The following is a 24746-nucleotide window of genomic DNA, read 5'->3' as shown; positions in this document are numbered from 1 at the left end:
CCTTTTGGAATCAATTTAAGTCAGCCATGAAGCAGGAATAATTCATTTCCTCCATCGTACAACTCGTCTTAACTTTACATTTTGTTCGTATTTTGTTCGTATTTCTATTTGAGGATACCACTTTCTGGGGATCGACGTAAACCTTCATTTTGGGTCGTTTTGAGGATAAAATAAAACCTTCGCTCTCATTTCCTTTACCTTTTGGCATAATTGTTTCATATCTCTTTACCTAATGGTATATATACGATATAGTACAGATTATTAAAGATCCTCGTATAAGTCATTTGATTTTTATTAAGAAGCTACCGAGAGTTGTCCTGTGTCGTGTTTAGGTACATATCACGAGCGAACGTAGTGAAGGAGACGGAATCGATTCTGAAGAAACGAAGCGTTCGCCTAAAAGCTTTCTGCAAGAAAGCTACATCGGAAGCATACGCTATCACCGGATTTCTCCCTTTTAGGATAGGGAAACAAAGAAATCTGGGGATAACAGCGATCGAAAGAACGATCCGAATCCGGAACGGGCATAGAGTGCGCATCTACCTCCCCCGTCCAACTGTCTTCTTAATAATTTTCAATACACTTGTACGAATCAAAGGAGTGGCATGAATGGTGGAGCACGCTTTTGGTCCTTATCTGAAACAACTGCGCGAGCAAAAGGGATACAGCATCAATCAGCTCGCCGAAGCAGCAGGAATCAGCAACTCGCAAATTTCACGCATTGAGAATGGGGTCCGAGGCGTTCCGAAGCCCGCCACCATTCGCAAAATCTCGGATGCACTCTCGGTTCCTTACGCGGATATGATGAAACAGGCCGGATACATTGAAGCTGCAAACACAGCTACCGGGCTTCAGGACGCCCCCGAGTGGGCAACCTACAAGGATCGTCGGGATTTCAAGAAGATGCTGGAAGATGAGGATGATCTGATGTTTGACGGCATCCCACTGGATGACGAGGACAAGAAACGAATCAAGGATGTGCTGACAGGTCTGTTCTGGGAAGCCAAGCAGATGAACAAACGCAAAAAAACAAACGAGCCGGATGAGCGCCCATGAGGCATAGCGAGCTGAACAAAATGAAGCAGCAGGTGAGATGATATGGATGACATTGTAACAAAGCTGATTCGAAAACACCGGACGAACTGCCCTTTCAGCATTGCCCGAGCCATTGGAATACAGATCCGGTTCACTAATCTGGGCAAATCCACCAAAGGACTGTATTTCCGTAAGCTCCGCCGCAGATTTATCGTCATTCACAATGATTTACCGCCGGAATGGCAGCGTTTTGTGTGCGCCCATGAACTTGGACATGACCGATTGCACAAAGGTATAAACCGTTTTTTTCTGGAGGAGCACTCCTACTTTGCACCAGGTAAACTGGAAAGACAGGCCAATCGTTTTGCGATTCAACTTCTGACTTCAGGGGTCACGCCTGAACCCGATGAATCACTGGAGAAATTTTGTTTGCGTACAGGACTGCCACGTGAAGTGCAGCATTTTTTTTAGTCTATTTAAGAACATATGTTCCTGTAAAATCAAATTTCCTCTATAGCTTCCACCATGAGAATCAGATGTCACTTTCAGGTTACTTATTTTTACGCAAATCATGAGATTTCCTAATAATAGTCTGGTAAAATACAACATGAGTTGTGCAAACGCTCAAGAGATTATTATTTTGGGGAGGTTACTGATTCATATGAAAATCTGGAAGACTTACGTTTCACTTCTGCTAACGCTCTGTCTGCTGTTTGGCAGTGTAGGCATCGCAGCAGCTGCAACGGATACCACTCCGGGCACAGGTAAGCATATTACGATTCTACATACGAATGACACGCACGCACGCGCAGCGGAGTCCTCACCTGCGATGGGTTTCGCCAAAGTAGCTGGCATTGCGGACAAATACCGTAGCGAAAACCCCAATACCCTTCTGCTCGATGCCGGAGATGCTGTACATGGTACAACTTTTGCCACACTTGTTAACGGCGAAAGCATTGTTAAAGTCATGAACGAAATCGGTTATCAGGCCATCGTACCGGGTAACCACGAATTTAACTACGGTTCTGAGCGCCTCATCGAACTTGCGGATATGATGAACTTCCCCATGCTCAGTGCCAATGTGAAAAAGAAAGACGGGATTCGTCTCTTCGAGCCTTATCTCATTAAAGAAGTTGACGGCGTGAAAATCGGTATCATTGCGCTAACTACTCCGGAAACCATGTATAAAACGAATCCGAAAAATGTGCAAGGTCTTGATATTACAGATCCAACTGCGGAAGCCAAAGTACTCGTAAACGAAATTCGCAGCAAAGTAGATGTTGTTGTTGTATTGGGACACCTTGGACAAGACGCGTCCAGCACCGATACTAGTTTCAAAGTGGTCAAAGAAGTGCCCGGCATTGATGTATTCATCGACGGTCATAGCCATACGGTTCTGCAAGACGGCCTTGTGTCCGATAATGGAACATTGATCGCCAGCGCCGGAGAGTACACCAACTTTGTAGGTGTCATCGATCTGTGGGTAGATGGTGGCAAAGTCACAAAAAAACAAGCAACACTGATTGATGAAACAGAAGCAAAAGACATTAAACCGAATGAGAAAGTTGCCGCACTGGTGAACTCCATTCAGAAAGAACAAGAACCGATCCTGAAAGAAGAAGTAGCCAATACAGCAATTCTGCTGGACGGTAAACGTGAACAAGTACGTGCAGGTGAAACCAACCTGGGTGACCTGCTGGCAGATGCCATCCGTGACGTCAGCCAAGCCGATATCGCACTCACAAACGGTGGCGGTATTCGTTCTTCCATTGAAAAAGGCATCGTAACGAAAGGTGATATTATCACTGTACTTCCTTTTGGTAATCAGGTTGTAACACTTGAAGTCAAAGGCTCCGATGTACTCGCAGCCCTTGAGAACGGTGTAGCATCCTATCCTGAACCAAGCGGTGGATTCCCGCAAGTATCCGGCATGACATTCAGCATTGATTCTTCTGCTGCAAAAGGCAGTCGTGTACACTCCGTCATGATTGGCGATAAAGCTCTTGATCCGAAAGCAACGTATACGCTGGCTACGAATGATTTCACCGCTGTTGGCGGTGACGAGTACACCATGTTTACGAAATACACAACGTCAGGCATGTACGGAGCCATGGATGAAGCATTGATCGAATACATGCAAAAACTGGGCGCTGTCACGATCAAAACAGACGGCCGGATCAAGGAAGCCAAGGCTCCTGCAGTTGAACCGGAAGCTCCTTCGACAGAAACACCAGCACCAACTACACCGAAGCCCGAAGCACCAACACCAGAAACGCCGTCGAAACCGACACCAGGCAAGCCAGCTCCTGCCAAACTGCATGTTGTTAAATCTGGGGATTCCTTGTACTCCATCTCCAAAAAATACGGCACAACGTGGCAGACGCTGCAAAAGCTGAACCATATCAAAAATCCACACTGGATTTATCCAGGCCAACAATTGAAGCTGCCTGCAGCCTCTTAAGCTAAAGTAAGAGCAACCCGGTCCAATCATATCCATGGTGCATCCGTATCTGAAATGATTGTACCGGCAACGAAGGGTGACTCTCATGCCGCCATAAGCGGCTGAGGGTCACCCTTTCCAATGTCATTCCACCTTATCTAAGCATGATCTTATAGAGCTGGAGGTGCCCTGTTTATGGAAATATGCTTTGCTGTAAAAATAAATCCTCAATGTGTCTTCCCTGTACAGTCTCATCCCTGTACCTAAAACATGGACTATTGCAAAAACTCGCATCATTGCCATTCCTGCAAGGCTATCTGCCATTCCAAAGGATAATGATTTGCAGCGATGTTTTGCATATTTGCACATCCATACCTTCGCGCATACCATGCGGAGACTGGCTTAAATCCAAAACCGTTGCACACAGAATACAACTTTTCAAAGGATAGTCATTTGGTAGGAATAAAGCAGGCAATCGCAGCTTTATTCTATGTCTGTAGCCCTCTTTTTAAGGCTTTAGGCTGTGGCTCAGCCCCAAAAATAGTTTACCGCATAATAATCGGAACTATTATATGCTCTGATATTATCAGACGGTTTCTAGAGCCTTTTTTACATATGGACAGAGATTTCTTCGAGGTTAGAGCTGTCCCTTCACATACGTTATAGCTTCTTGAGCAGTCATGCCCTTCCGTTTGGTTTCACCTGCTGCTGCCAGCGCATGTGATCCCAATTCAACCTGCCCGTCGGCCGCTCCTCGGCCAATTACAATCTGAACAGGCAACCCGATCAATTCCGCATCCTTGAACTTCACCCCTGGCCGCTCATCCCGATCATCCACAAGAACAGAGTATCCTGCATCCAGGAGCTGTTGTTCCAATTCAAGCGCAAGCTGGCGTTGTTGTTCATCTTTCCAGCTAACAGCAATCAGATGTACATGATACGGAGCGATAGCAGCAGGCCAGCGGATGCCATCTTCCCCAGCGTATTGTTCAGCTATAGCCGCCATGAGTCGAGATACACCAATACCGTAACACCCCATTACAGGCGCACACTGACGTCCGTTGCGATCCAGGAACGAGGCGCCCATCGCATCACTGTACTTGGTTCCAAGTTTGAAGATATGCCCCACTTCAATGCCTTTCGTAAATACCAGTCGTTCTCCACAAACCGGGCAACCGTCACCTTCAGCAGCAAAACGGATTTGTTCAACTTTGTCCAAAGCAAAGTCCTTACCCGGTCGTACATTGGAGTAGTGTACATCGATTTCATTGGCCCCTGTAATTGCATGTTTCATTGCAGCTACATCGGCATCTACTACAATCGGCAGACCCAGTCCAATGGGCCCCAGGAAACCTACCGTCAGATTCGGGTACTTCGCAAGTGATGCCTCGTCAGCCAGGATCAATTCTTCCGCACCCAATACTTGCTTTAGTGCAATATCATTCAGCTCATGATCCCCGCGAACAAGCGCCGCGACCAATTGACCATCGGCTTGATACAGCAACGTTTTGATCATATGCCGAGCATCCTCGCCCACAAAAGCACTTAGTTCAGCAATCGTACGCACCCCTGGCGTTTGGATTCGTACCAACGTGTTTGCTGCTTCCTCATCACATTTATGGGCCGTAGCTATGGAATCGTCAGAAATGGAAGTGGCAGCTTCATTCGGTGCAGCCTTCAGGGAAGATCCGGAAGCCTGATATCCGGCTTTCTCCAGATTCGCGGCGTATCCGCAATGTTTGCAGGTTACAATCGTATCTTCCCCCACATCGGCAAGTGCCATGAACTCATGGGTCTCCCCCTGCCCCCCAATGGTTCCTGCATCCGCCTCCACCCGGATATACTCCAGACCACACCGCTCCAAGATTCGGGAATATGCGGTATTCATCGCCTGATAGGTGCGATCCAGCTCTTCCCAGTCGGATGCAAAGGAATAGGCATCCTTCATAATGAACTCCCGGCCGCGCAGCAATCCGAATCTCGGACGACGCTCATCTCTGAACTTGGTGCCAATCTGATAAAGTGTAAACGGCAGCTTCCGATAGGAATTCACCTCATCGCGAGCCAGCGCCGTTACCACTTCTTCATGGGTTGGACCGAGGGCGAACTCACGTGCATGACGATCCTTCAGCCGCATTAACTCAGGGCCATATTGCGTGTATCTTCCAGATTCCTCCCACAGCTCAGCTGGCTGCATGATTGGCAGCAATACTTCCTGACAGCCGGCACGGTCCATTTCCTCGCGAACGATACGTTCCACGTTCAGCAATATACGCCGACCTAAAGGCAAATAGCTGTATATCCCCGCTGCCAGCTGGCGAATCATGCCGGAACGCAGTAACCAGCGATGTCCTGCTGCATCGGCCTCTGCCGGTGCCTCACGTAATGTTGGAACAAGCATTTCACTTTGACGCATCTTGCACACCTCTTATCTTCTGAATGTATTGTAAATCAGGTTATAAACAGCAAAAAGACACATCCGTCAAGGGACGAATGTGTCGTGGTACCACCCTTATTTAACTGCATTTTATCGATTTCGGCTTGCCATCAGATCTTCTTGGGCAATCTTCATTCACCGCTTCTGTTCGCAACCTTTGCGATTCGAAGTATGCAGTCCTTCTGAGCATAACGGTCCCATCCGGCGGAGGTTGCAACCTATAGGTTATCTGCTCCGCAGCTCGCGAGGTAGGAATTATGAAGCAGCAGCAGAAACCTTACACTACGTGGTTTCCTCTCTGTAGAAGCTGACTGACATAATTATGTCCTCGTTGATCGCTGTTATCATTTTTGCTCACCTTAGTACATTTACAAGAAATTGTCAACCACCCGGTTACACTCCATTTACTAAAATGAATTGCCGAGCGATGGCTGACATGACCGTGCGTTCCCTGTAATATAGAGAAATAGAAACCATGTATTAATTGATAAAGGAGTTAGTCCTATGCCATATATTATTTATGATCTTGAATTCACGGTAAGTCGCAATACACGTTACTCTTCGGAAATTATAGATATTGGTGCCGTCAAAGTCACAGATGGTGAGAACGGCCTGTGCGTTTCAGACACGTTCCATACTTATGTTCGTCCTTCCAATAAATCCGTTCTGTCAACCGACACGGTTCAATTCACGGGCATTACCCAGAAGGATATTGATGCAGCCCCTCTTTTTCCAGAAGCATTGAATCAATTTATGACCTGGATGGGAAGTGATCCCTATTACATGTGCTCCTGGGGACCCGATGATCGCAGCAAACTGATCTCTCATTGCCGTACGCATCAACTCGATGTCGCCTGGATCACCAACCATAATGATCTCCAGCAGCAATGGTCACGTACAGTGCACAGGGAAGGAAAATTCCGTCAACTTGGACTCGCCCAGGCGCTTGAATTGTGCGGAATTGAATTCGACGGGACACAACACCGTGCATTGGATGATGCCATCAATACAGCCAAAGTATTCATGCACCAATTTGACCAATTTAACCTGGAAACGAATTGTGCAGCTGATGATGAAGGGATAACATCCAAAGTGGTCTATTCCAGTAGTGTTGATGAAGATAAAGAATCCCCTTTTGGTAATCTGGCACACCTTTTCAAGGCCAAAGAGTAATCCCCCCAGCCCTTACCTTATGGCACAAAAGGCAAGAGTGTGAGGCCTATTCAATGTTACAGTCTCAGTTGTAGATTCCCCGCCAGCGTTCCAGACGTTCTCTCATGATGAGGCGGAATTTCTCGGGTTCAAGAATCTCGGCATCGGGTCCATATTGAGATAGCCAGGTCAGAAATCCTTGTTCATCACTCAATATGGCCTCAAACAACAATGTGCCTTCCGGTTCGATTGTTAAAATGGGGCGGGCAAAAAACTGTTCCTCCATAACACGCTCCACAGCGTGCGGCGAGAATCTGATCTTGAATGCAATCCACTCCGTACTGCTGCCATGTTCTCGTGGCGTACGGAAGTAAGATTGTAACAGGTAATCATCTTTGCGAAACGTGCGAGGCAAAATACGAACCCTGTGCAAACGACTCACTTGAAATATTCTCAGTTTCTCAGATAGGTGACAATATGCCAACAGGTCAAATCGGTACTCACGGGGGATGAGGCAATAGGGGTCAATCCGTACAATCCCTTTTTTACCTTGAGACAGGTATTCTCCTTCAATGGTGTTCTGTGATATTCCAGCCTCCAGTAAGGTCACAAGGGAATGATTCAGAAGATCCGTATTTTCATTGTGCCAAGCAGGCGTACCTACTTTGAATAGCCCGCTAATTTGCTCAGTCCATTCCACTCGTTCTGTTTTGTTTTTCTGATTCGAAGCAACCACTTTCTCATACGCGCTCTCAAAAGCGGGCTTCAGCAACGGACGAATATTCTCCATGACTTCTGCCAGGTGCATAAAGGCTTGAGCTTCTTCATCAGACCAATTCAGCGGATACATGGCAAAATGGCTGATAAACATATATCCTCTTCCATGTCCCATGTTGGCGATCGGGATATGCATTGCACTGAGGGCCTCCATGTCGCGGTATATCGTCCTTTCCGTTGTCTCGCACCGCTCGGCAAGTTCACGGGCCAGAATCCCCGGCTTAGCCTGCACAAGAGTTATAATGCGCATTAATCGGATCAGTCGGTCTGTCATTTTGCCGGACCCTCCACTATGTTGTTTCAATAAATTCGAAAATGCTCCATCCATCTTTTGTTAGTATGTTGTTTAGTACATTCGACTTATTCCTTTACTTCACCTTCAAATAATTATGTAGAAACATTCCCAACCACACCGTCATCACTAGTTCTTTGTCCCTATTCACCTAACATGGAATTTTCGCGATTATTATATATGGAAGCAAAAGTCACTCCATAATGGTGACGAAGTTTCTCCACGATTTCGGCCTCATAATAATAATCCAGGTCCTGCTTGCGAGCGGCTTCAATTAACAAAGCATCTGCATGCCGACGCAGCATATTACTTCCTTCTTGTGAACGACCTCTTTCATAAGCACGTAAGGCTTGTTTAATCAAAGGGACCGTTTCGCTTAATTTGATCGTCTTCTCTACCTTAGGGTCTTCCGGCTGTCGTAGCATACCCAAATGGCTAGTATACTGGATATACAATTGCTCTCTGCGCAGCAGTACCCTCTGGCTTTGTTTCAATTTCCGTGTACTCCAATAAGCTGAACATACAGCTGTTTTGCCTGAGACGCGTGGTCCCATGGCAAATTCGAGCAAAATTTGCTTACTCTCTCCCTTGTACACGTCCCCAAGTCTTAGAACCCAGCCAATATCCGTTTCTTTGGAGCGGCAACCATAGATGCCTTTCAGTTGAATTCCAAATTCCGGTTTAAGCAAAAGTTCCAAGTCTCTCGACACAATTTTGGGTGCTATTTTCCTGAGTCTTTTGGCAGGGGCTCCATTACGCCATTCAACCATCATATATACGGGGTCGGCTCCCCCTGTCGGTATGGCCTCTCGATTCCACGAATAAGATACTTCAAAGACTGAGTTCACTGGTAGTCTCTCCCCCGATTTATAGGTATTATCTTCTAAGTTATCAGGGTAAATGGACACTATATTGTCACGGAACATATGTTCGCAGGAAATTTTTCCATAATATTAGTTTTTCATCCCTTAATCCGTCTAAATACGACAATTTACGACGAAAAAGCTTGGCAATTTGCCAAGCTTTTAGAGTACTTCAATATGAGAGGTCCTAAATTAAACGGTCGCTGAATTCATACCCATTTTGTGTAAAGACTGTAATGACTCAGGATTAGTAACTGGAGCATAGGTAACGCTGTCAATAATCAATTCACGCCCGATTGGCTCACCGTTTACAGTGATCATAATCGTTTTGGTTGTTGGTGTTTGTTCTGATGTGTACATATGTTTTTACTCCTTTGTATTCACGATCTTTTTGAGCATCGGATATATTCGTTTCGTTCATTCATTTTCGTCAATATGAATAGCAGGTACCCGGAACGGAAGAAATGGATAGATGCATATGCAGAACTGTCCGGGTTGCTACCCTGCTCTTCTATTACCCCTGCAAATTAAAAGTTAAACAACCGTGTTTGTATTAAATTAATTCAATATAGGGTAATTAAAATGAGATCATCTTGAACCCATTGCCCTGGTTTTGACGTATAATGAAAGAGCCGTATTTCAACAAATGACGACGAAATCGGCAAACGATTATGTAACCGAAAGAAGGTGCCATTCATGCCAAAATCCATTCAGGGTTATTTCATTCGGGTGTTATTCACCACATGTATATTGTTTGCTGTTTCCTTGACTTCTACAGTAAGTGCAGCGAATGCCAATATATTTTCAGATATCTATAGTGGTTGGGAACGTGTTTCTGAGCTTCCAGGAGAAGTAAATGCGTTGCAGGAAAGCTACCAACAAACGCTGGAACAATTGAATCAGACCTCCGCTCAATTGGGACAAGCCCAGGCAAATGTCGAAGCCTTTAAAGCCCAGAACGAGTTGCTGCTAGCTCAAAATGAGAAACTGACCGATATGGTAAGCAAGCTGCAAAATGATCAGGATGCCAAAACGGCAACTACCAAACGCATTCAGACAATGGTGATCACAGCCGTTTCTCTCATATTGGGATACTTCATTCTGATCCGAGTGATGCGCTGGGGAATGCGTCGCCGCTCAGGTCGAGTATAAAAGAACAGGAGCAACCGCATGCACATACACCTGAATAATACTGAAGCTGGCGGAGCCGGGCAGGTGGTCACGTTCTCGCTAATCCAGGACGATCGCCTCCATATTCTGCACCCCCAGCAAATTGTCGCTTTTCGCGGTCCCAGCAGTAGCCGTCATGATAAAATCATGAATATTACTGGCATGTACCGCAAAAAAAAGCTGATTAAATCCGAAATCACCGGTCCCTGCCAATTTGTGGCCGCCCTGCCTCCCGGATTCACCATGAAGGAAGTTGAACTGAGTGAGAACAGCGATCTGCTGTACGACTTCCGGCACCTGTTTTTTTACTCCGACGGTGTGACAATGCATACCAAAATTCAAAAAATCAAAAACATGCTGATCACCCGTGACGCAGTCAAAATGAAATTTTCCGGCAAAGGAAAGATCGGATTGCTGACACAAGGTCAGGTCTGTCAACAGGAACTGCACCCCACTGCACCACTTTATGTGGACGCGAGCAGCATCATCGCCTATCCTGAAAATGCGCAGCTTGAACTTACCGTGTATGGGAACAACCTTGCCAGCCAACATATGAACTATCATTGGAAGATGACAGGACATGGCTCTGTACTCTTTCAGGCCGGCCGTGAAAATCATAGACTGGAACAGGATCTGAACGACGAGGGTTTGTTTAAGCGGATTCTGAAGGAAGTCATTCCGTTTGGAAATGTTTTAATTAAATAAATCCATACATCCAGATGACGTTAAGTTCGGATTAAACTTGCTTCTCATTGGAAAGCCTGCTCGCCGGATTGAAATTGTGTTATACTGTACCGGACAATTGAAGAAGAAAATCCATGCCTGAGGCATGGGAGAGGTTCGCGAACTCCCTCTATAAGACTTGACCTTCATCGGTCAATAAGTCTTGCGTACATTTTAGGTAACAACGTACGTAAAAAACTAAGGACACTAGATCGTTCCTGCTTTTTTTGAAGCAGCCTGCGAGAAGGTGTGTTTTTTGATGGATGCCAGTTCATGAACTTCTCTGTTCTTCCGACACTCTGTGCCTATGCGCATGGATTGATCTTAAGAAGATGGAGAGGTTTTTTTATGTTGAACGAAGAAAAAGCAGTCGTTGTATTCAGCGGTGGCCAGGACAGTACGACTTGTTTGTTCTGGGCCAAACAGCAATTTGCCGAGGTAGAAGTGGTTACCTTCGATTACGGCCAGCGTCACAAGCTGGAGATTGAGTGTGCCGCCGAGATTGCTCGCGATCTGGGTATACAGCAAACGGTGCTGGACATGAGCTTGTTAAACCAGCTTGCGCCCAATGCTCTCACTCGCACCGATGTGGAGATTACACATGAGGAAGGCGAACTGCCGAGTACATTTGTCGATGGACGAAATCTGCTGTTTCTCAGTTTTGCGGCGATTATGGCGAAGCAAAAAGGGGCTCGTCACCTCGTCACAGGTGTATGCGAAACGGATTTCAGCGGTTACCCGGATTGTCGGGATTCATTTGTGAAATCGATGAATGTTACGCTAAATCTGTCGATGGACTACCCGTTTGTCATCCATACTCCACTGATGTGGCTGGACAAAGCCCAGACGTGGAAAATGGCGGATGACCTCGGCGCCTTTGATTATGTACGAGAGCGCACACTGACTTGTTACAATGGAATCATCGGCGATGGCTGTGGCGAATGCCCAGCCTGCAAACTGCGCAAAGCCGGACTGGATCGCTATGTGCAGCAACGCACGGCTGCCGAATCTTTAGGAGCGGATGTACGATGAGTGAACCGGGAACATTTCGTATTGTGGAACGGTTGCAGCGGATTGGAGAAGATATCCTCCCTGATCAGCTGCGCTATCACCGTAAACGTGTACTTGTAAGTAAGGAATTCACGTTTGACGCCGCACATCACCTGCATTGTTATGAAGGCAAGTGCAAGAATTTGCACGGGCATACCTATAAAGTGGTTTTCGGGATTAGCGGTTATCCGGGTGAGACAGGACTTACGGTTGATTTTGGACATATCAAGGAGATATGGAAAACACAAATTGAAGGTTATCTGGATCATCAGTATTTGAACGAGACTCTTCCCCTTATGAATACAACGGCTGAAAATATGGTGGTCTGGTTGTTCGAACAAATGGAACATGCCCTGCAGACTGAGCCATATGTGACCATGACTGAAGGCGGTCGGACAGAGTTTGTCCGCCTATATGAGACACCTACCAGCTACGCAGAGGCCAGACGGGAGTGGATGATCGATGAGTAGATTGGAGCTAGGTCAACTCACAACGTCCATCAATCAGGATGGAACAAATGCTCCTCCTGCGGAGGGATTAGCTGATAACACGCTTCCTCATGGACACAAACGCAGTAAAGAGGCTCGTATTCCTGTGATGGAGATCTTTGGCCCTACGGTTCAAGGTGAAGGCATGGTCATTGGGCAGAAAACGATGTTCGTCCGCACCGCAGGCTGTGATTATCGCTGCTCCTGGTGTGACTCGGCCTTTACTTGGGACGGCAGCGGCAAGGACCTGATCCGGATGATTACACCGGAAGACGTGTGGGAAGAATTGCGCCGCGTCGGCGGTTCACGCTTCTCCCATGTGACCATCTCGGGCGGCAACCCCGCCCTGCTCGCTTCACTGGGCGGATTGGTCGCCTTGCTGCGGGAGAACGGCATCCGCATCGCGGTGGAGACGCAGGGTTCCCGCTGGCAGTCCTGGCTGGCGGACATCGACGAAGTCACTGTCTCGCCCAAGCCTCCCAGCTCAGGCATGGACACCGACTGGGCTGTGCTGGATGATCTGATCCACCGACTGGCTGCTGGCCCGGTGGAACGAAGCCATAGTCTGAAGATCGTGATCTTTGATGAGACAGACCTGGACTATGCCCGCCGTGTGCATGCACGGTATCCGGGCACAGCTTTATTTTTGCAGACCGGGAACCCGGATGTGACTTCTGCCGATACACCTGATCTCGCGTCTTCCCTGCTTGCCCGTTACGAGTGGTTAATCGACCAAGTCAGTGCATCTGACGATCTGAACGACGTTCGTGTGCTTCCACAACTGCATACGTTGGTATGGGGAAACAAACGCGGCGTCTGATGGGCTGTATGGGTGGAATGGGCGGCATGATGTAATTTTGGAAACAAACAGAGGTTAACAGTGCCTATCATATATACCGGTAAGCTTCGTGCGTCGCCGGAACGAAGGAGCGTTTACGAATCGATGAGACAACCTGACGAAATGCAAGACCTGACGCTGCTGGGCAACCAGGGCGTAAAATATACGTTTGAATATGATCCGGGCATTCTGGAAAGCTTTGATAACAAACATCCTTACCGTGATTATTTTGTCAAATTCAACTGTCCGGAGTTCACCAGCCTGTGCCCGATCACGGGTCAGCCGGACTTCGCAACCATCTATATCAGCTACATCCCTGATGTGAAAATGGTGGAGAGCAAGTCACTTAAACTGTACCTGTTCAGCTTCCGCAACCATGGGGATTTCCACGAGGATTGTGTGAACATCATCATGAACGACCTGATCAAACTGATGGACCCGCGCTACATTGAAGTGTGGGGCAAATTCACGCCGCGCGGCGGAATCTCCATCGACCCGTACACCAACTATGGCAAGCCTGGGACGAAGTATGAACAAATGGCCGAGCATCGCATGATGAATCATGATATGTATCCCGAGACGATTGATAATCGTTAATCGGCAGTTACATCAGTTAGAGTATATTTAAAATAAAATAAAATTATAAAGCACACAAAAGCCGAACTCTTCTATCTGAAGAAATTCGGCTTTTTTTACATTAAAATGAGAACGTTAATTTCTCCTGTTCCCCTTGTCGACCCTTCAAATCTGTCCTATTATGTAACAATATGCTTAGGCACATCACATCATCAGGCGCTGATCCCTCGTGACCGCGACCAAAGGAGAACTGTACATGTCCATGCAAAATTCATTATCCAAAGACGCCGCTGTGCGTTCAAAAGCTCCACCCGGATTGGATGCCCAAGGTACCGTTTACCGGATCTTGATTGCCATCAGTCTGGTTCATCTCTTCAACGATTCGATCCAGTCTGTCATTCCTGCCATTTTTCCAATTCTGAAAGACTCCATGCATCTCACTTATACGCAGATCGGATGGATTTCGTTCGCCATCAACTTTACCGCGTCCATTATGCAGCCTGTTGTAGGCTGGTTTGCCGATAAAAAACCAACACCTTCCATCTTGCCTATTGGTATGGGCTTTACGTTCACTGGCATGCTGCTGCTTGCCTTCGCCGACAGTTATATGGCTGTCCTGATCTCCGTCATCTTTGTTGGTCTCGGTTCGGCAGCATTCCATCCGGAAGGTTCAAGAGTATCCCATATGGCCGCAGGGCCTCGTCGGGGCCTGGCTCAGTCCATCTTCCAGGTAGGTGGTAATGCTGGTCAGTCTCTGGCTCCATTGCTCACCCGATGGATTTTCATCCCGTTTGGCCTGTTCGGTGCCATTGGGTTTACCGGGATTGCTGCTGCAGGAATTGCGGTCCAAATCTATATCGCTCGCTGGTATGGACGCATGCTGCAATCGGGAGGGTATTTGCGCAGACAGGCGGCAGCCCGTCGTGCTCCCAATCCGGCGTTACGCAAAAAGATTGCTGCTGCCATTACGATATTGATCCTGCTCGTCTTTGTCCGTTCGTGGTATGTCGCTTCGATCGGCAGCTTTTATGCGTTTAACCTAAAGGATACATTCAACTTGTCCACAGAAGACGCACAAATCTATATCTTCCTGTTCCTGGCTGCCGGGGCACTTGGTACATTCTTTGGCGGTCCACTGGCGGATCGCTTCGGCAAACGCAACATGATCTTCCTGTCGATGGCCGGAGCCGCTCCCCTGGCGCTGCTGTTGCCTTACGCCAATCTGTTCTGGACAGCCGTATTGCTGAGCATTATTGGGTTCATCATGTTGTCCAGTTTCTCGGTGACCGTTGTGTATGCACAAATGCTCATTCCGGGCAAAATCGGAACCGTCTCTGGCCTGATCACCGGTTTGGCATTTGGTATGGGCGGTCTGGGCGCACTCGTGCTCGGAAACTGGATCGATGTGTTCGGCGTATCACCAGTCATGCAAATGTGCAGCTTCCTGCCGCTAATCGGCATCTTCACCTTCCTGCTTCCATCGGATAAATTGCTGAACCGCTGGGCGGAAGAGAACGGTAGCGAAGAATAAAAAAAATCTATATAGCATAACGTCCAATACACAAAGAAACAAAAGAAAGCTATTAAGACGGCCTAGCGAAAAGTGGCGTCAGAAGGTTAACCGGCGTCGAGTCAACGCCAAAATGTGCAAACGGGATGAAGCCTTACCTTAAGGGCTTCATCCCGTTTGTGTTTTAAAAGCGTTAGTGTCAGTGTCAACAGCGACAGCCTGCATGAACTGGTGAATTGTAGATATAATAATGTGAGCATGTGTGTAACGAATCTAGCACGTTCTATTGTCATCATATCTGGCAAACCACCAGTGTAACGAATCACAGACGCTTTATTCCTCGTTTCACCTATCATTTTGCAAGTTTTCAGCACGAATAGCGATTGTGGGATTCGTTAGAAAGGACACAACCTTCAAAATGTCATTATAAGATGCCATAGCTTCGTTAGCATCAGAATCAGCACCAAGTGGCTGTGGTCTCATAGACATTTTGTTCATTGATATCATTGCGAAAGGCGTTGAAGAATCAGCCTCTTTTTATATAACATTTTTCCGGCCTCGGCGACATCCCGAATCGTATTCTTATTACTCACTGACCCAAATACCATGCCGGCAATCGGAATGAGCTGGAACAGCTTTTTCCAACCAAACGATTCGCTGTAGGAATTAAAAACCTCCCGCCAGCCCTGCATTTGTGAGATAACCTCCACCTGTTTGTCGGGATTATCATAATCGGCGAGTTCATCAATAATTGCTTTCTTGCCCACAATATCGGCAGAGGAGAATTGCAGACATTTGACAATGAATATGCGTTCCTGCGGTTCGTCGGGATCATATCCGTAGCATAGTGCCATCTCCTGCAGCACTTTTAGGGAAAGTCCCATCACGATCGGGATATCCGCCGCAATCGTTACTATTCCGCCAAAGCCTGTTGCGGCTCCTTGTGCGGCAGCAAACTTGGTTCGACTGTCCGTAATGCTATCCGCAGTACGATCCAGTACTTCAAGAGGTAAACCCTCCACGCTGTGGATCTTTGCAGTATCTTCTGCTTCTGCATCCTCTTCAAAAGGATAAGTATCTTCATCTTCCTTCATGGAATACCCGGATTGGATAGCTTCCTCTTGGAGCAGCTTGGCTACCTTCTTTTTCTGAACGAGAAACTTGCCGCCATTCTGTACATACTGCCCGACATCGTTCAGCGCGTCTCCAATCTTCTGTTTCAGTGCTTTGGGCATGACTTTATCCAGCATGGCAAATGGCAAACGACCAATTTTGTCCCAAATAAACAAGTCCTTTTGCTCTTTTTCCCATTTTATAATCTGTTCCAGTTCCCGGTCCAATGTCTCGCGTGAATCCATATATGGCCTCCTAATATTGTTGTATGTAGTGATCTGTATACAGCTCATACGCAGAGGTTAACGGTATGGTTGCTTATATTCCAGACTCTCATCTACGTATTCAAGCCCACCATCTCAATATGGGCATAAGTAAAAGCCCCTAATCCGCATGGCTCGCTGACTAGGGGCTTACTCTGTTAAAAAATGCAGTATTATTATTTCGCTTCAGCCGCAGCCTTTCCATCCGGAACAGGAATTCCAAAATCAGGCGTACCATCTTCGTTCCAACGAATCACCTGTGCACGAGCATGACGATTTGGATCGTAAAGAGGGTCTCCTTCAATCTCTTTGTAATTACGCGCGTGATAGATCAGAATATCCGTCTTGCCGTCTGGCGATACGGTAAAGCTGTTATGACCCGGGCCATACTGGCCGTTTGCCTCACACGTCTGGAATACCGGTTTAGGCGATTTCACCCAGCTTGCTGGATCAAGCAAGTCGGCATCTTCATCCGCAGTGAGCAAACCCATACAATAATTGTAGTCCGTCGCACTTGCCGAGTAACCGATGAAGAGTCGCCCATTCCGGTGCAGTACTGCTGCCCCTTCATTTACCTTGAAGCCGATGATCTCCCAATCGTATTCAGGTGTAGAAATCATCACCTGTTCACCGCGCAGCGTCCACGGATTCTCCATTTCGGAAATGTACAGATTCGAGTTGCCTAAAATATCCGGATCTTTTTGGGCCCAGACCAGATAGCGGATTCCTTTATGCTCAAAGGTCGTTGCATCCAATGCAAACGTCTCCCAGCGTGTTTGAATTTGTCCTTTTTCTACCCATTCACCTTCCAGTGGATTTGCAGAATCATTCTCCAATACATACATCCGGTGGTCGAAAAGGCCCTCGTTCGTCTCGCTAGTATGAGCAGCAGCGTAGTATATGTACCATTTGCCCTCGATAAAATGAATTTCGGGTGCCCAGATATTGGCACTCATCGGTCCTGAATCACGTTTGTGCCATGCCGTTACAGGCTCGGCATCTCTCAACTCTTCCAACGTCTGTGCACGCCGGATTTCAATTCGGTCAAAGGCCGGCACGGAAGCAGAGAAATAATAGTAACCATCTGTATGACGGTACACCCACGGATCAGCCCGCTGCTCCAGGATGGGATTGGTAAATGTAATGGAATCAGTCATGAGAACGCTCCCCTTTCAAATGTGTGTGTATGGCTCGGAGTGAGGAGTTGTAGACCTTAAGCGGAAAACATAAAACCTGCTGCTGCTGGTGCACCGCGGACGCTCCGGGGGTGGCAGGGCCTTGTTGCTCTCTTGTCCTCCGATTCCCTTATTCCACCACTCTTGGCGGTTGAAATCGGATGCCAAAGTCGCTCCTGCGGCTCCTTCCTCCCCCTTCGCTGCTTGTGCACCTTAAAAGCAACAGCTTCGCTCTTTCCACGCTCGCTAAACCACATCCAAACTCCGAGCCATCGGTGTGGCTCTGTAAATGTGGGGTCAACCGCTTCGCTCGGTCGACTCTCCCCACTAAAGACACGGCTGGCCGTAAGCTATCGGCCAGCTGGGGGTGCACCGCGGACGCTCCGGGGGTGGCAGGGCCTTGTTTCTCTCTTGTCCTCCGATTCCCTTATTCCACCGCTCTTGGCGGTTGAAATCGGATGCCAAAGACGCTCCTGCGGCTCCTTCCTCCCCCTTCGCTGCTTGTGCACCTTAAAAGCAACAGCTTCGCTCTTTCCACGCTCGCTGAACCACATCCAAACTCCGAGCCATCGGTGCGGCTCGGTCTATGGGGTCGACCGCTTCGCTCGGTCGGCTCCACCTAACTTCGAGCCATATCTATGGCTCTCTACTTCTCCGCTGCGCTAATCTGTTTGCCCCAGACGGCAATGCCGCGGTCGCTCAGGCCAGTAACCACAAGTGCAGGCTGACTTCGCTCCCAGTCCCAGGACGGGAGAAGCTTGAGCTCCTCTGTGGAATCTCCGCCCCACGGGCTTTCTTTCCACTCCAGCGTGAGCGTTTGTTTGCCATCAAACGTCCATTTGCCTGAACCCTTTCCGCTTTTAATTTGACCATTGCTCTCCAATTCATAGGGCACTGCCTGCACCTGTCCGTCCACCGACGGATCAAGCGCTATGCCCTCCCACTCCCCAGCGATCAGCGACTTCGGAATGTCTTGGGCGGTTTCCCCTGCATAACGTTCTGGTGACACCACAGGCCAGCCGTCCTTGGTCCACAGCATTTTGCGTACATGCAGATAAGGCCAGTTTTTATCCGTCTCGCCCCGGGCATGATGCACGATATAATAATCGGCGCCATCTTGAAGGACGGAGTTATGCCCAGGTGCAATCCAGCCTTCACCTTCCGTGAAGCGGTAACCACCCAAAATTTTGGTTCCCACCTCGTACTGAGGCAGATGCTCCGTATCCAGCATGTTCATGCCGTTTACGTCCGTGTAAGGTCCTGTAATTGAATCGGAACGTGCAACTCGCACGTTATAATCTTCGAATAAGGAGTCATATGAGACAAATAAGTAATACTTTTTGAACTCCGGGTTATACACAATGTACGGGCCTTCCACAGCACCTTCTTCCGTAGCACGATCACGGGCGGCAATGCGGGTACCATACCCCTTCTCCTTGAACTTTCCGGTTTCGGGATCGAGAGGTGCAATGTATATCCCGTCAAAAAATGAACCGTACACCATCCATGGATTGCCTTCGGCATCTACTATCGGATTGGCATCAATGGCATTCAGCTTATCCTTTTCATTCTCCGCTGTTTTAACAACCAGTCCTTCGTCCTTCCATGGGCCTTCTGGTGAAGTTGAAGTTTGCAATCCAATTGCCGACCGGGTACTACCAAAGGTCGAGGCCGAATAATACATGCGGTAGGTGTCACCAACCTGAATCACATCAGGTGCCCACAGATTGACTGCCCCTGTCCAATCGAGTGCATCCTGCGGAATACCCGGCAGAGCCTGACCTACCCAAGTCCAGTTGATCAGATCATCTGATTTACGAACCATTACCCCGGGTTTCGCTTCTCCCGCTACACGAACGTCGGTGGAATAAACGTAATATCCCTGATCTGTTTTGATAATGGCCGGATCGTGTGCATTGTTCACCGTCCAACGCGATTCGTCGTCCAGAATGGAGGTGTCATACAATTGATTATCTTGGGGAGCAGCAGGAAAGGCCGGCGGGGACACTGATTCTCCCGCGCCATCTCCAGAACATCCTGTAGCTCCAACCAACAGCAGCAGTAACATGGAAGCAACAACTCCTTTTCCTGAATTCGTCCAACTCCGGAATGATTTCCGCGGGTTCATCCCTTCACTCCAGAGATGGCTACCGATTCAATAATCTGTTTCTGGAAGATCAGGAAAATGATCAATACCGGCAACAGCGCAACAATGGACGCAGCCATAATAAGCGGGTAATCCGTCTGAATCGCATACGTGGCATTAAAGTTCGCAATAACGAGCTGCAAGGTCTGTTTCTCAGGTGAATTCAGATAAATAATCGGCGCCAGATAATCATTCCAGATGCCCATGAACCAGAGAATCAGTTGAGCTGCAATCGCCGGTTTAATCAGCGGGAACGTGATACTGGAATACAGTCGGAAATAGGAGCTGCCGTCAATTTTGGCTGCCTCAATAATGGCATCAGGTACACTGAGCAGGTATTGACGAAGGAAGAAGATCATGACCACGTTACCAAATAACCCTGGAACGATAAGCGGTAACAACGTATCCACCCAGCCCAGCTTCGAGAACATAATGAATTGGGGAATCATGACGGTCGGATACGGAATCATCATGGATGCGAGCAGAGCGAGAAACAGTTTGTTTTTATGTGGAAATCTCAATTTGGCAAAAGCAAAGGCAGCGATACTGGACGTAAACGTCCCGACAACGGTAACACTGACCGCCACGATTAAGCTGTTTTTAATCCCGCTGAGTAACGGACCTGCTTCCCAGATTTCCTTATACTTTCCGAATTGGAACACTTCAGGTATCCATACGGGCGGAAGCGCGAACACATCCTGCTTCTCCTTCACGGAAGTGGACAACATCCAGATCAGTGGTGCAATCATCGCAACAGCACCAATCGCCAAAACGATAAAAATGATAGAATTCGTTAATTTTCTCTTTTGACTGTAAGACATCTCCGGTTCACTCCTTTCCTAGACATTAATCCCCATCATAGGCTGATTTTTCGTTCATTTTGAATTGCACCAAGGTAATGACAAAGATGAAAATACCAAGAATCATGGCCATCGCAGAGGCATAACCCATTTGCAGGTTACTGAATGCTTTCTGCCAGATATAGAAGACAATCGATGCGGAAGAATATTCAGGACCACCCGTAGGCGTCATAATGTTCATCTCGGTGAAGATCTGGGAACCCCCAATAATATTCGTAACGACAAGAAAAAAGGTAACCGGCTTCACCATCGGCCAGGTGATGTTACGGAAGATCTGGAAACCGTTCGCTCCATCCAGCTCGGCCGCCTCGTAATATGTACGTGATACGCTTTGCAATGCAGCCAGGTACAATAACATGGTGTAACCGAGACCTTTCCACACTGTCATAATAATTAGGGCCGGTTTAACCGTGTCTTTGTTCGCGAGCCAGTTAGGGCCTTCAATACCGAACAAATCAAGGAACTGATTCACTAATCCGTAATCCCCGTTGTATGCCCAGTTCCACATGATGGAAACCGCTGCGAGGGAAGAAATGACCGGAATATAATAGATTACACGGAACGTCGTTGTTCCGGGAATTTTGCGATTCAGCCCCATCGCCAGCAGCAATGCAAGCAACAAACCAATCGGTATACCCAGCATCAGATAAAAGGTGTTAAACATCGCTTTGTAAAACAGATCATCCGTGAGCAAATCCTTAAAATTGGCTAAACCGATAAAGTTCATCTGTCCCAAGCCATCCCAATCCGTAAACGAGCCGTACAAGGAATACAGAAAAGGAAACAAAACAAAGATCAGCAAACCAAGAACCGGAGGCAAAATAAACAAATATCCGTACAGCCTCTCTTTGCGATACAAACTAGATTTTGTAATCACTGCGCTCACCCCTGTTTCTAATATCAGCATGTTGCATGAATCGATGGATGCCTGCTTACTTACTTGCTTGCTTACTTGCTTGATCAATTCATGCAACATGCCCGTATGGAATCCAAAATGATGCCAGCAGCGTGATAGCAGGCTGCTGGCATCGCCTTTTTTTGAACACGGAATACACTACTCTATCCATTTGGCGTAGGTTGCTTCTCTCTGGAACCTACCTTTTAATCTTTTCAGTCACCTTATTTCAGCATGTTGCAACATGCTTATTTCTGAGATTTTTTCTCTTGCTCCACCGCTTTGTCCAACAGCTTTTGCATTTTGGGCTGCTGCTGCTTCACATAGTCTGCAGCTGTAATCTTTCCATCCAGCACCGGCTGAATATCGGTGAAGAACAGGTCGTACCACTCTGCATTGTATGTGTAGTTGCCTGGCAGCGCACGGCCGTAATCTTCTACGATATCAATGAATTCCTGTTTGTTGGCCGGTTTCGTTGAAGTATCCTTGGCCCACTCGTCTGCCATATCAAGCAGATTCGGAATTTGCACTTTGGCATCAACCAACTGCTGCATGCCTTCTTTGGAAGCTGTGAGGTAATTAACCAATGCTGCTGCTTCTTCCGGATGTTTCGTTTTGGCCGATACACCGATACCCAGTGAACCGATCCACGTTGCGGATTTTCCGGTAGAGCCCGCAGGGAAAGGCAGCAAGTCATACTCGAAAGGCAGCTTCTCGAACGTACTCATATCCCACGGACCTACAGGGAAGAAAGCCATTTCTCCTTTCATCCAGCGTTGGTACGTATCCAAGGTTTGCGCTTCCTCAATGGAAGGTGTGATTTTGTATTTGTTCTGCATATCGGCAAAGAATTGCAATGCTTCCGCAAATTTTGGATCATCAATGGTTACCTTCGTTTTGCTCTCATCCAGCCAGTCTGCACCATTACTCCATACAAAGGACTGCAATGCCCACTGTACGTTGAAGCCTGTACCGAATACATCCGGTTTGCCGTCTCCATTCGTATCCTTCGTCGCTTGCTGGTTTACCTTAATGAACTCTTCCCATGTATATGGCTTGTCCTTATCCGGGAATGGGATGCCTTCTTTTTCAAATAATGTCTTGTTATAACCGAGTGCAAACGGACCCAGATCTTTCGGCATGCCGTAGATATCGCCCTGACCTGCCATTTTGCCATCATAGCGGTACAAGTCCATACCATATTTCCAGATGTTGTCCAGATCTACGTCCGCATTATTTTCAATGTAAGGTGTCAGGTTCATCAGCACGTTGCTATTCACATAGGCTTTTACATCACCAGGGTTGAAATAGAAAACGTCCGGCAAGCTGTTGCCTGTAATGGCAGCTCTCAATTTGGTTGCGTATTGATCCGCAGCTGTTACGATAATTTTGACTTTGACACCCGGATGCTCTTCTTCAAATTTCTTAACAACGGCTTGATAAGCCTTCTGTTCATCCGTGCCCCCCCGGAACATGAATGTCAATTCCTTGTCCCCGCTTGATCCGCTGCTTCCTCCGCAGCCCGCAAACACGAGTGCACTTACCAGCATTAGAAGCATAAGTGTGACCAATCTTTTTTTCTTTACCATCTGAACCCCTCCTGATCTGGATTTGTAACCGTATTCAATTCAGTAAAATAAGATTTCTGTTGTTAAATTTATCAAACCCAGATCACTTTAGTCAATACTTTATTAAAACATTTTACATTTATATAAAACAAACTAGTACGTTGGCCACCCGCTGGAATCCCACAGCAAGTCGTTGATTAACAATTTCGGATTGCCGTTATCGTCAGCATCGTATGCGTGACGCGCAATCACATTACCGTTATACACATCCTGTCCGCCGGGTCCCTTCCACTTGACATTCCCTGAATCCAACAGGGTTCCTCCGCCATTCAACATGCTCACACCGTTTTTGTCCACATACGGACCTGTAATACTCGTTGAACGTCCATAGACCATTTTGTAGGTGCTATTTACGCCCTGACAGCATGAATCAATCGAGGCAAACAAGTAATAATAGCCATTCCGGTACACAATACTCGGTGCTTCGATCGCCCCACCATTATTCGGACGCGCCGCAATGGAGGATATGCTTCCGGTCGGTTTCATCGTGGTTTTATCGAGTTTCACAATCTTCAAGCCGCTCCAAAAAGAACCGAAAGCAAGCCACGGGTTGCCTGAAGCATCGATGACCAGATTCGGATCAATGGCATTGTAGTTATTGGCAGATGTAGACTGAAGCACCAGCCCTTCATCCTTCCACTGTCCCGCACCGATGCTGTTCGCAGACGCAAGACCAATAGCGGATCGGTTGGAACCGAAAGTAGAAATGGAATAATACAACCACACTTTACCGTTATACTGTTCGACGTCCGGTGCCCATACGTCCAAACCGCTCTGTCCCGGAACGGCAGTAGCCCACCAGGAAGGCTTGCTCAGAAAGATTTGCGGAACACGATACCAGGATGACCCGTTATCCGATTTCAGTACCTGAATGCCAGGACCTGTCGAGAAGGTGTACCATGAGTTTCCTTCTTTGATGATGGATGGATCATGGACCGCAATATCTCCGGTCAAATTCCAGAATGCCGCGAATGCCCGAGACTGACCTGCCAGTAGCAAAACAAGTACCAGCAGTGCCGGTAATGCCCAACGCTTTTTCCTCAAACCTTTTAATCCTTTGAACTTTTCCAAACTGAATTCCACCTCTCCTGATCAAATAGTTAATTTGGTTCATGAAGTATTAAATCAATTTAGGTATACTAGGATTATAAAAGCGGTTACATCACAATTCAATGGTATATTTCAAATATATGTGAAATGATTCAAGTTATTTTTTAAAGATAATAATTAACAATTAATAAGTAATACTCTTATTTATGCTAAGTAAACAAGGGATTTGGCTTCCTTTTCTCCGCCCTTCCCTTCCATCGGGTAA

At 47.3% G+C, this 24746-nt stretch carries 22 protein-coding genes; 11 read left to right on the top strand and 11 right to left on the bottom strand.

What is annotated here, in order from left to right; genetic code table 11:
* The first annotated feature begins 609 nt into the window (after positions 1-609).
* The 3 genes from JNUCC31_RS21465 to JNUCC31_RS21455 all read left to right on the top strand — a co-directional run bounded on the left by JNUCC31_RS21465 (position 610) and on the right by JNUCC31_RS21455 (position 3496).
* Positions 610-1056, top strand: coding sequence for a helix-turn-helix domain-containing protein (locus JNUCC31_RS21465; RefSeq protein WP_192264582.1), 447 nt, complete (start codon positions 610-612; stop codon positions 1054-1056).
* Between the two features lie 42 nt (positions 1057-1098).
* Entirely contained in the window at positions 1099-1506 is a 408-nt protein-coding gene (locus JNUCC31_RS21460; protein ID WP_192264581.1) for an ImmA/IrrE family metallo-endopeptidase, read from the top strand.
* A 190-nt stretch (positions 1507-1696) separates the two neighbouring features.
* Positions 1697-3496: a 5'-nucleotidase C-terminal domain-containing protein gene (locus tag JNUCC31_RS21455; RefSeq protein WP_192264577.1), complete on the top strand. Its 1800-nt coding sequence runs from the start codon at positions 1697-1699 to the stop codon at positions 3494-3496.
* Positions 3497-4112: 616 nt separating this feature from the next.
* On the opposite strand, the gene JNUCC31_RS21450 is transcribed toward JNUCC31_RS21455, so the two are convergent.
* Positions 4113-5891, bottom strand: coding sequence for a proline--tRNA ligase (locus tag JNUCC31_RS21450; protein ID WP_192264575.1), 1779 nt, complete (start codon positions 5889-5891; stop codon positions 4113-4115).
* 525 nt (positions 5892-6416) lie between these two features.
* Here JNUCC31_RS21450 and JNUCC31_RS21445 point away from each other — a divergent pair.
* The gene (locus JNUCC31_RS21445; protein ID WP_192264573.1) at positions 6417-7085 is read left to right on the top strand and encodes a 3'-5' exonuclease; all 669 of its coding nucleotides are present in this window, start codon (positions 6417-6419) and stop codon (positions 7083-7085) included.
* 64 nt (positions 7086-7149) lie between these two features.
* On the opposite strand, the gene JNUCC31_RS21440 is transcribed toward JNUCC31_RS21445, so the two are convergent.
* The 3 genes from JNUCC31_RS21440 to JNUCC31_RS21430 form a co-directional block, all read right to left on the bottom strand.
* Complete coding sequence (locus JNUCC31_RS21440) at positions 7150-8145, bottom strand: helix-turn-helix transcriptional regulator (protein WP_228469164.1); 996 nt, start codon at positions 8143-8145, stop codon at positions 7150-7152.
* 131 nt (positions 8146-8276) lie between these two features.
* Positions 8277-8981 (bottom strand): hypothetical protein, encoded by a 705-nt coding sequence (locus JNUCC31_RS21435; RefSeq protein WP_192264568.1) that lies wholly within the window; start codon positions 8979-8981, stop codon positions 8277-8279.
* 207 nt (positions 8982-9188) lie between these two features.
* Positions 9189-9356, bottom strand: coding sequence for a hypothetical protein (locus JNUCC31_RS21430; protein WP_192264566.1), 168 nt, complete (start codon positions 9354-9356; stop codon positions 9189-9191).
* A 336-nt stretch (positions 9357-9692) separates the two neighbouring features.
* Here JNUCC31_RS21430 and JNUCC31_RS21425 point away from each other — a divergent pair, with 336 nt between their 5' ends.
* The 7 genes from JNUCC31_RS21425 to JNUCC31_RS21395 all read left to right on the top strand — a co-directional run bounded on the left by JNUCC31_RS21425 (position 9693) and on the right by JNUCC31_RS21395 (position 15372).
* The gene (locus JNUCC31_RS21425; protein ID WP_192264564.1) at positions 9693-10148 is read left to right on the top strand and encodes a hypothetical protein; all 456 of its coding nucleotides are present in this window, start codon (positions 9693-9695) and stop codon (positions 10146-10148) included.
* A gap of 18 nt (positions 10149-10166) precedes the next feature.
* Positions 10167-10871, top strand: a complete 705-nt coding sequence (locus JNUCC31_RS21420) for an AIM24 family protein (protein WP_192264561.1) — start codon at positions 10167-10169, stop codon at positions 10869-10871.
* 369 nt (positions 10872-11240) lie between these two features.
* Complete coding sequence (queC, locus tag JNUCC31_RS21415) at positions 11241-11921, top strand: 7-cyano-7-deazaguanine synthase QueC (protein ID WP_192273216.1); 681 nt, start codon at positions 11241-11243, stop codon at positions 11919-11921.
* Positions 11918-12409, top strand: coding sequence for a 6-carboxytetrahydropterin synthase QueD (queD, locus tag JNUCC31_RS21410; RefSeq protein WP_192264559.1), 492 nt, complete (start codon positions 11918-11920; stop codon positions 12407-12409). Before queC ends, queD begins: the two co-directional genes overlap by 4 nt.
* A gap of 127 nt (positions 12410-12536) precedes the next feature.
* Positions 12537-13247 carry a 7-carboxy-7-deazaguanine synthase QueE gene (gene queE, locus JNUCC31_RS21405; RefSeq protein ID WP_192273214.1) on the top strand — a complete coding sequence of 237 codons (711 nt, stop codon included), beginning with the start codon at positions 12537-12539 and terminating at the stop codon, positions 13245-13247.
* Positions 13248-13370: 123 nt separating this feature from the next.
* The gene (gene queF / locus JNUCC31_RS21400) at positions 13371-13862 is read left to right on the top strand and encodes a preQ(1) synthase (RefSeq protein WP_192264557.1); all 492 of its coding nucleotides are present in this window, start codon (positions 13371-13373) and stop codon (positions 13860-13862) included.
* Between the two features lie 241 nt (positions 13863-14103).
* Positions 14104-15372 carry an MFS transporter gene (locus tag JNUCC31_RS21395; RefSeq protein ID WP_379381121.1) on the top strand — a complete coding sequence of 423 codons (1269 nt, stop codon included), beginning with the start codon at positions 14104-14106 and terminating at the stop codon, positions 15370-15372.
* 482 nt (positions 15373-15854) lie between these two features.
* On the opposite strand, the gene JNUCC31_RS21390 is transcribed toward JNUCC31_RS21395, so the two are convergent.
* The 7 genes from JNUCC31_RS21390 to abnA form a co-directional block, all read right to left on the bottom strand.
* Positions 15855-16709, bottom strand: coding sequence for an EcsC family protein (locus tag JNUCC31_RS21390; RefSeq protein WP_192264552.1), 855 nt, complete (start codon positions 16707-16709; stop codon positions 15855-15857).
* Between the two features lie 194 nt (positions 16710-16903).
* The gene (locus tag JNUCC31_RS21385) at positions 16904-17884 is read right to left on the bottom strand and encodes a glycoside hydrolase family 43 protein (protein WP_192264550.1); all 981 of its coding nucleotides are present in this window, start codon (positions 17882-17884) and stop codon (positions 16904-16906) included.
* Positions 17885-18548: 664 nt separating this feature from the next.
* Complete coding sequence (locus tag JNUCC31_RS21380; RefSeq protein WP_192264548.1) at positions 18549-19970, bottom strand: arabinan endo-1,5-alpha-L-arabinosidase; 1422 nt, start codon at positions 19968-19970, stop codon at positions 18549-18551.
* Positions 19971-20026: 56 nt separating this feature from the next.
* The gene (locus JNUCC31_RS21375) at positions 20027-20869 is read right to left on the bottom strand and encodes a carbohydrate ABC transporter permease (protein WP_192264546.1); all 843 of its coding nucleotides are present in this window, start codon (positions 20867-20869) and stop codon (positions 20027-20029) included.
* Positions 20870-20894: 25 nt separating this feature from the next.
* Positions 20895-21785, bottom strand: a complete 891-nt coding sequence (locus tag JNUCC31_RS21370; protein WP_062324023.1) for a carbohydrate ABC transporter permease — start codon at positions 21783-21785, stop codon at positions 20895-20897.
* Positions 21786-22051: 266 nt separating this feature from the next.
* Positions 22052-23392, bottom strand: coding sequence for an ABC transporter substrate-binding protein (locus tag JNUCC31_RS21365; protein WP_192264544.1), 1341 nt, complete (start codon positions 23390-23392; stop codon positions 22052-22054).
* A 132-nt stretch (positions 23393-23524) separates the two neighbouring features.
* Positions 23525-24502, bottom strand: coding sequence for an arabinan endo-1,5-alpha-L-arabinosidase AbnA (gene abnA / locus JNUCC31_RS21360; RefSeq protein WP_192264542.1), 978 nt, complete (start codon positions 24500-24502; stop codon positions 23525-23527).
* Positions 24503-24746 lie beyond the last annotated feature (244 nt).

Origin of the sequence: Paenibacillus sp. JNUCC-31, from assembly GCF_014844075.1 — a bacterium.
Classification (GTDB): Bacteria; Bacillota; Bacilli; order Paenibacillales; family Paenibacillaceae; genus Paenibacillus.
The sequence above is the reverse complement of the archived record's forward strand: the minus strand, read 5'-3'. Positions and strand labels throughout refer to the sequence as shown.

Excerpts from the sequence above, each read along its gene's own strand:
- JNUCC31_RS21455 (WP_192264577.1), top strand. The coding sequence starts at position 1,697 with ATGAAAATCTGGAAGACTTACGTTTCACTTCTGCTAACGCTCTGTCTG.
- JNUCC31_RS21365 (WP_192264544.1), bottom strand. The coding sequence starts at position 23,392 with ATGGTAAAGAAAAAAAGATTGGTCACACTTATGCTTCTAATGCTGGTA.
- JNUCC31_RS21430 (WP_192264566.1), bottom strand. The coding sequence starts at position 9,356 with ATGTACACATCAGAACAAACACCAACAACCAAAACGATTATGATCACT.
- queF (WP_192264557.1), top strand. The coding sequence starts at position 13,371 with ATGAGACAACCTGACGAAATGCAAGACCTGACGCTGCTGGGCAACCAG.
- JNUCC31_RS21425 (WP_192264564.1), top strand. The coding sequence starts at position 9,693 with ATGCCAAAATCCATTCAGGGTTATTTCATTCGGGTGTTATTCACCACA.
- JNUCC31_RS21380 (WP_192264548.1), bottom strand. The coding sequence starts at position 19,970 with ATGTTACTGCTGCTGTTGGTTGGAGCTACAGGATGTTCTGGAGATGGC.
- JNUCC31_RS21375 (WP_192264546.1), bottom strand. The coding sequence starts at position 20,869 with ATGTCTTACAGTCAAAAGAGAAAATTAACGAATTCTATCATTTTTATC.
- JNUCC31_RS21465 (WP_192264582.1), top strand. The coding sequence starts at position 610 with ATGGTGGAGCACGCTTTTGGTCCTTATCTGAAACAACTGCGCGAGCAA.
- queE (WP_192273214.1), top strand. The coding sequence starts at position 12,537 with ATGGAGATCTTTGGCCCTACGGTTCAAGGTGAAGGCATGGTCATTGGG.
- JNUCC31_RS21395 (WP_379381121.1), top strand. The coding sequence starts at position 14,104 with ATGCAAAATTCATTATCCAAAGACGCCGCTGTGCGTTCAAAAGCTCCA.
- JNUCC31_RS21460 (WP_192264581.1), top strand. The coding sequence starts at position 1,099 with ATGGATGACATTGTAACAAAGCTGATTCGAAAACACCGGACGAACTGC.
- JNUCC31_RS21420 (WP_192264561.1), top strand. The coding sequence starts at position 10,167 with ATGCACATACACCTGAATAATACTGAAGCTGGCGGAGCCGGGCAGGTG.
- JNUCC31_RS21445 (WP_192264573.1), top strand. The coding sequence starts at position 6,417 with ATGCCATATATTATTTATGATCTTGAATTCACGGTAAGTCGCAATACA.
- JNUCC31_RS21390 (WP_192264552.1), bottom strand. The coding sequence starts at position 16,709 with ATGGATTCACGCGAGACATTGGACCGGGAACTGGAACAGATTATAAAA.
- queD (WP_192264559.1), top strand. The coding sequence starts at position 11,918 with ATGAGTGAACCGGGAACATTTCGTATTGTGGAACGGTTGCAGCGGATT.
- JNUCC31_RS21385 (WP_192264550.1), bottom strand. The coding sequence starts at position 17,884 with ATGACTGATTCCATTACATTTACCAATCCCATCCTGGAGCAGCGGGCT.
- JNUCC31_RS21450 (WP_192264575.1), bottom strand. The coding sequence starts at position 5,891 with ATGCGTCAAAGTGAAATGCTTGTTCCAACATTACGTGAGGCACCGGCA.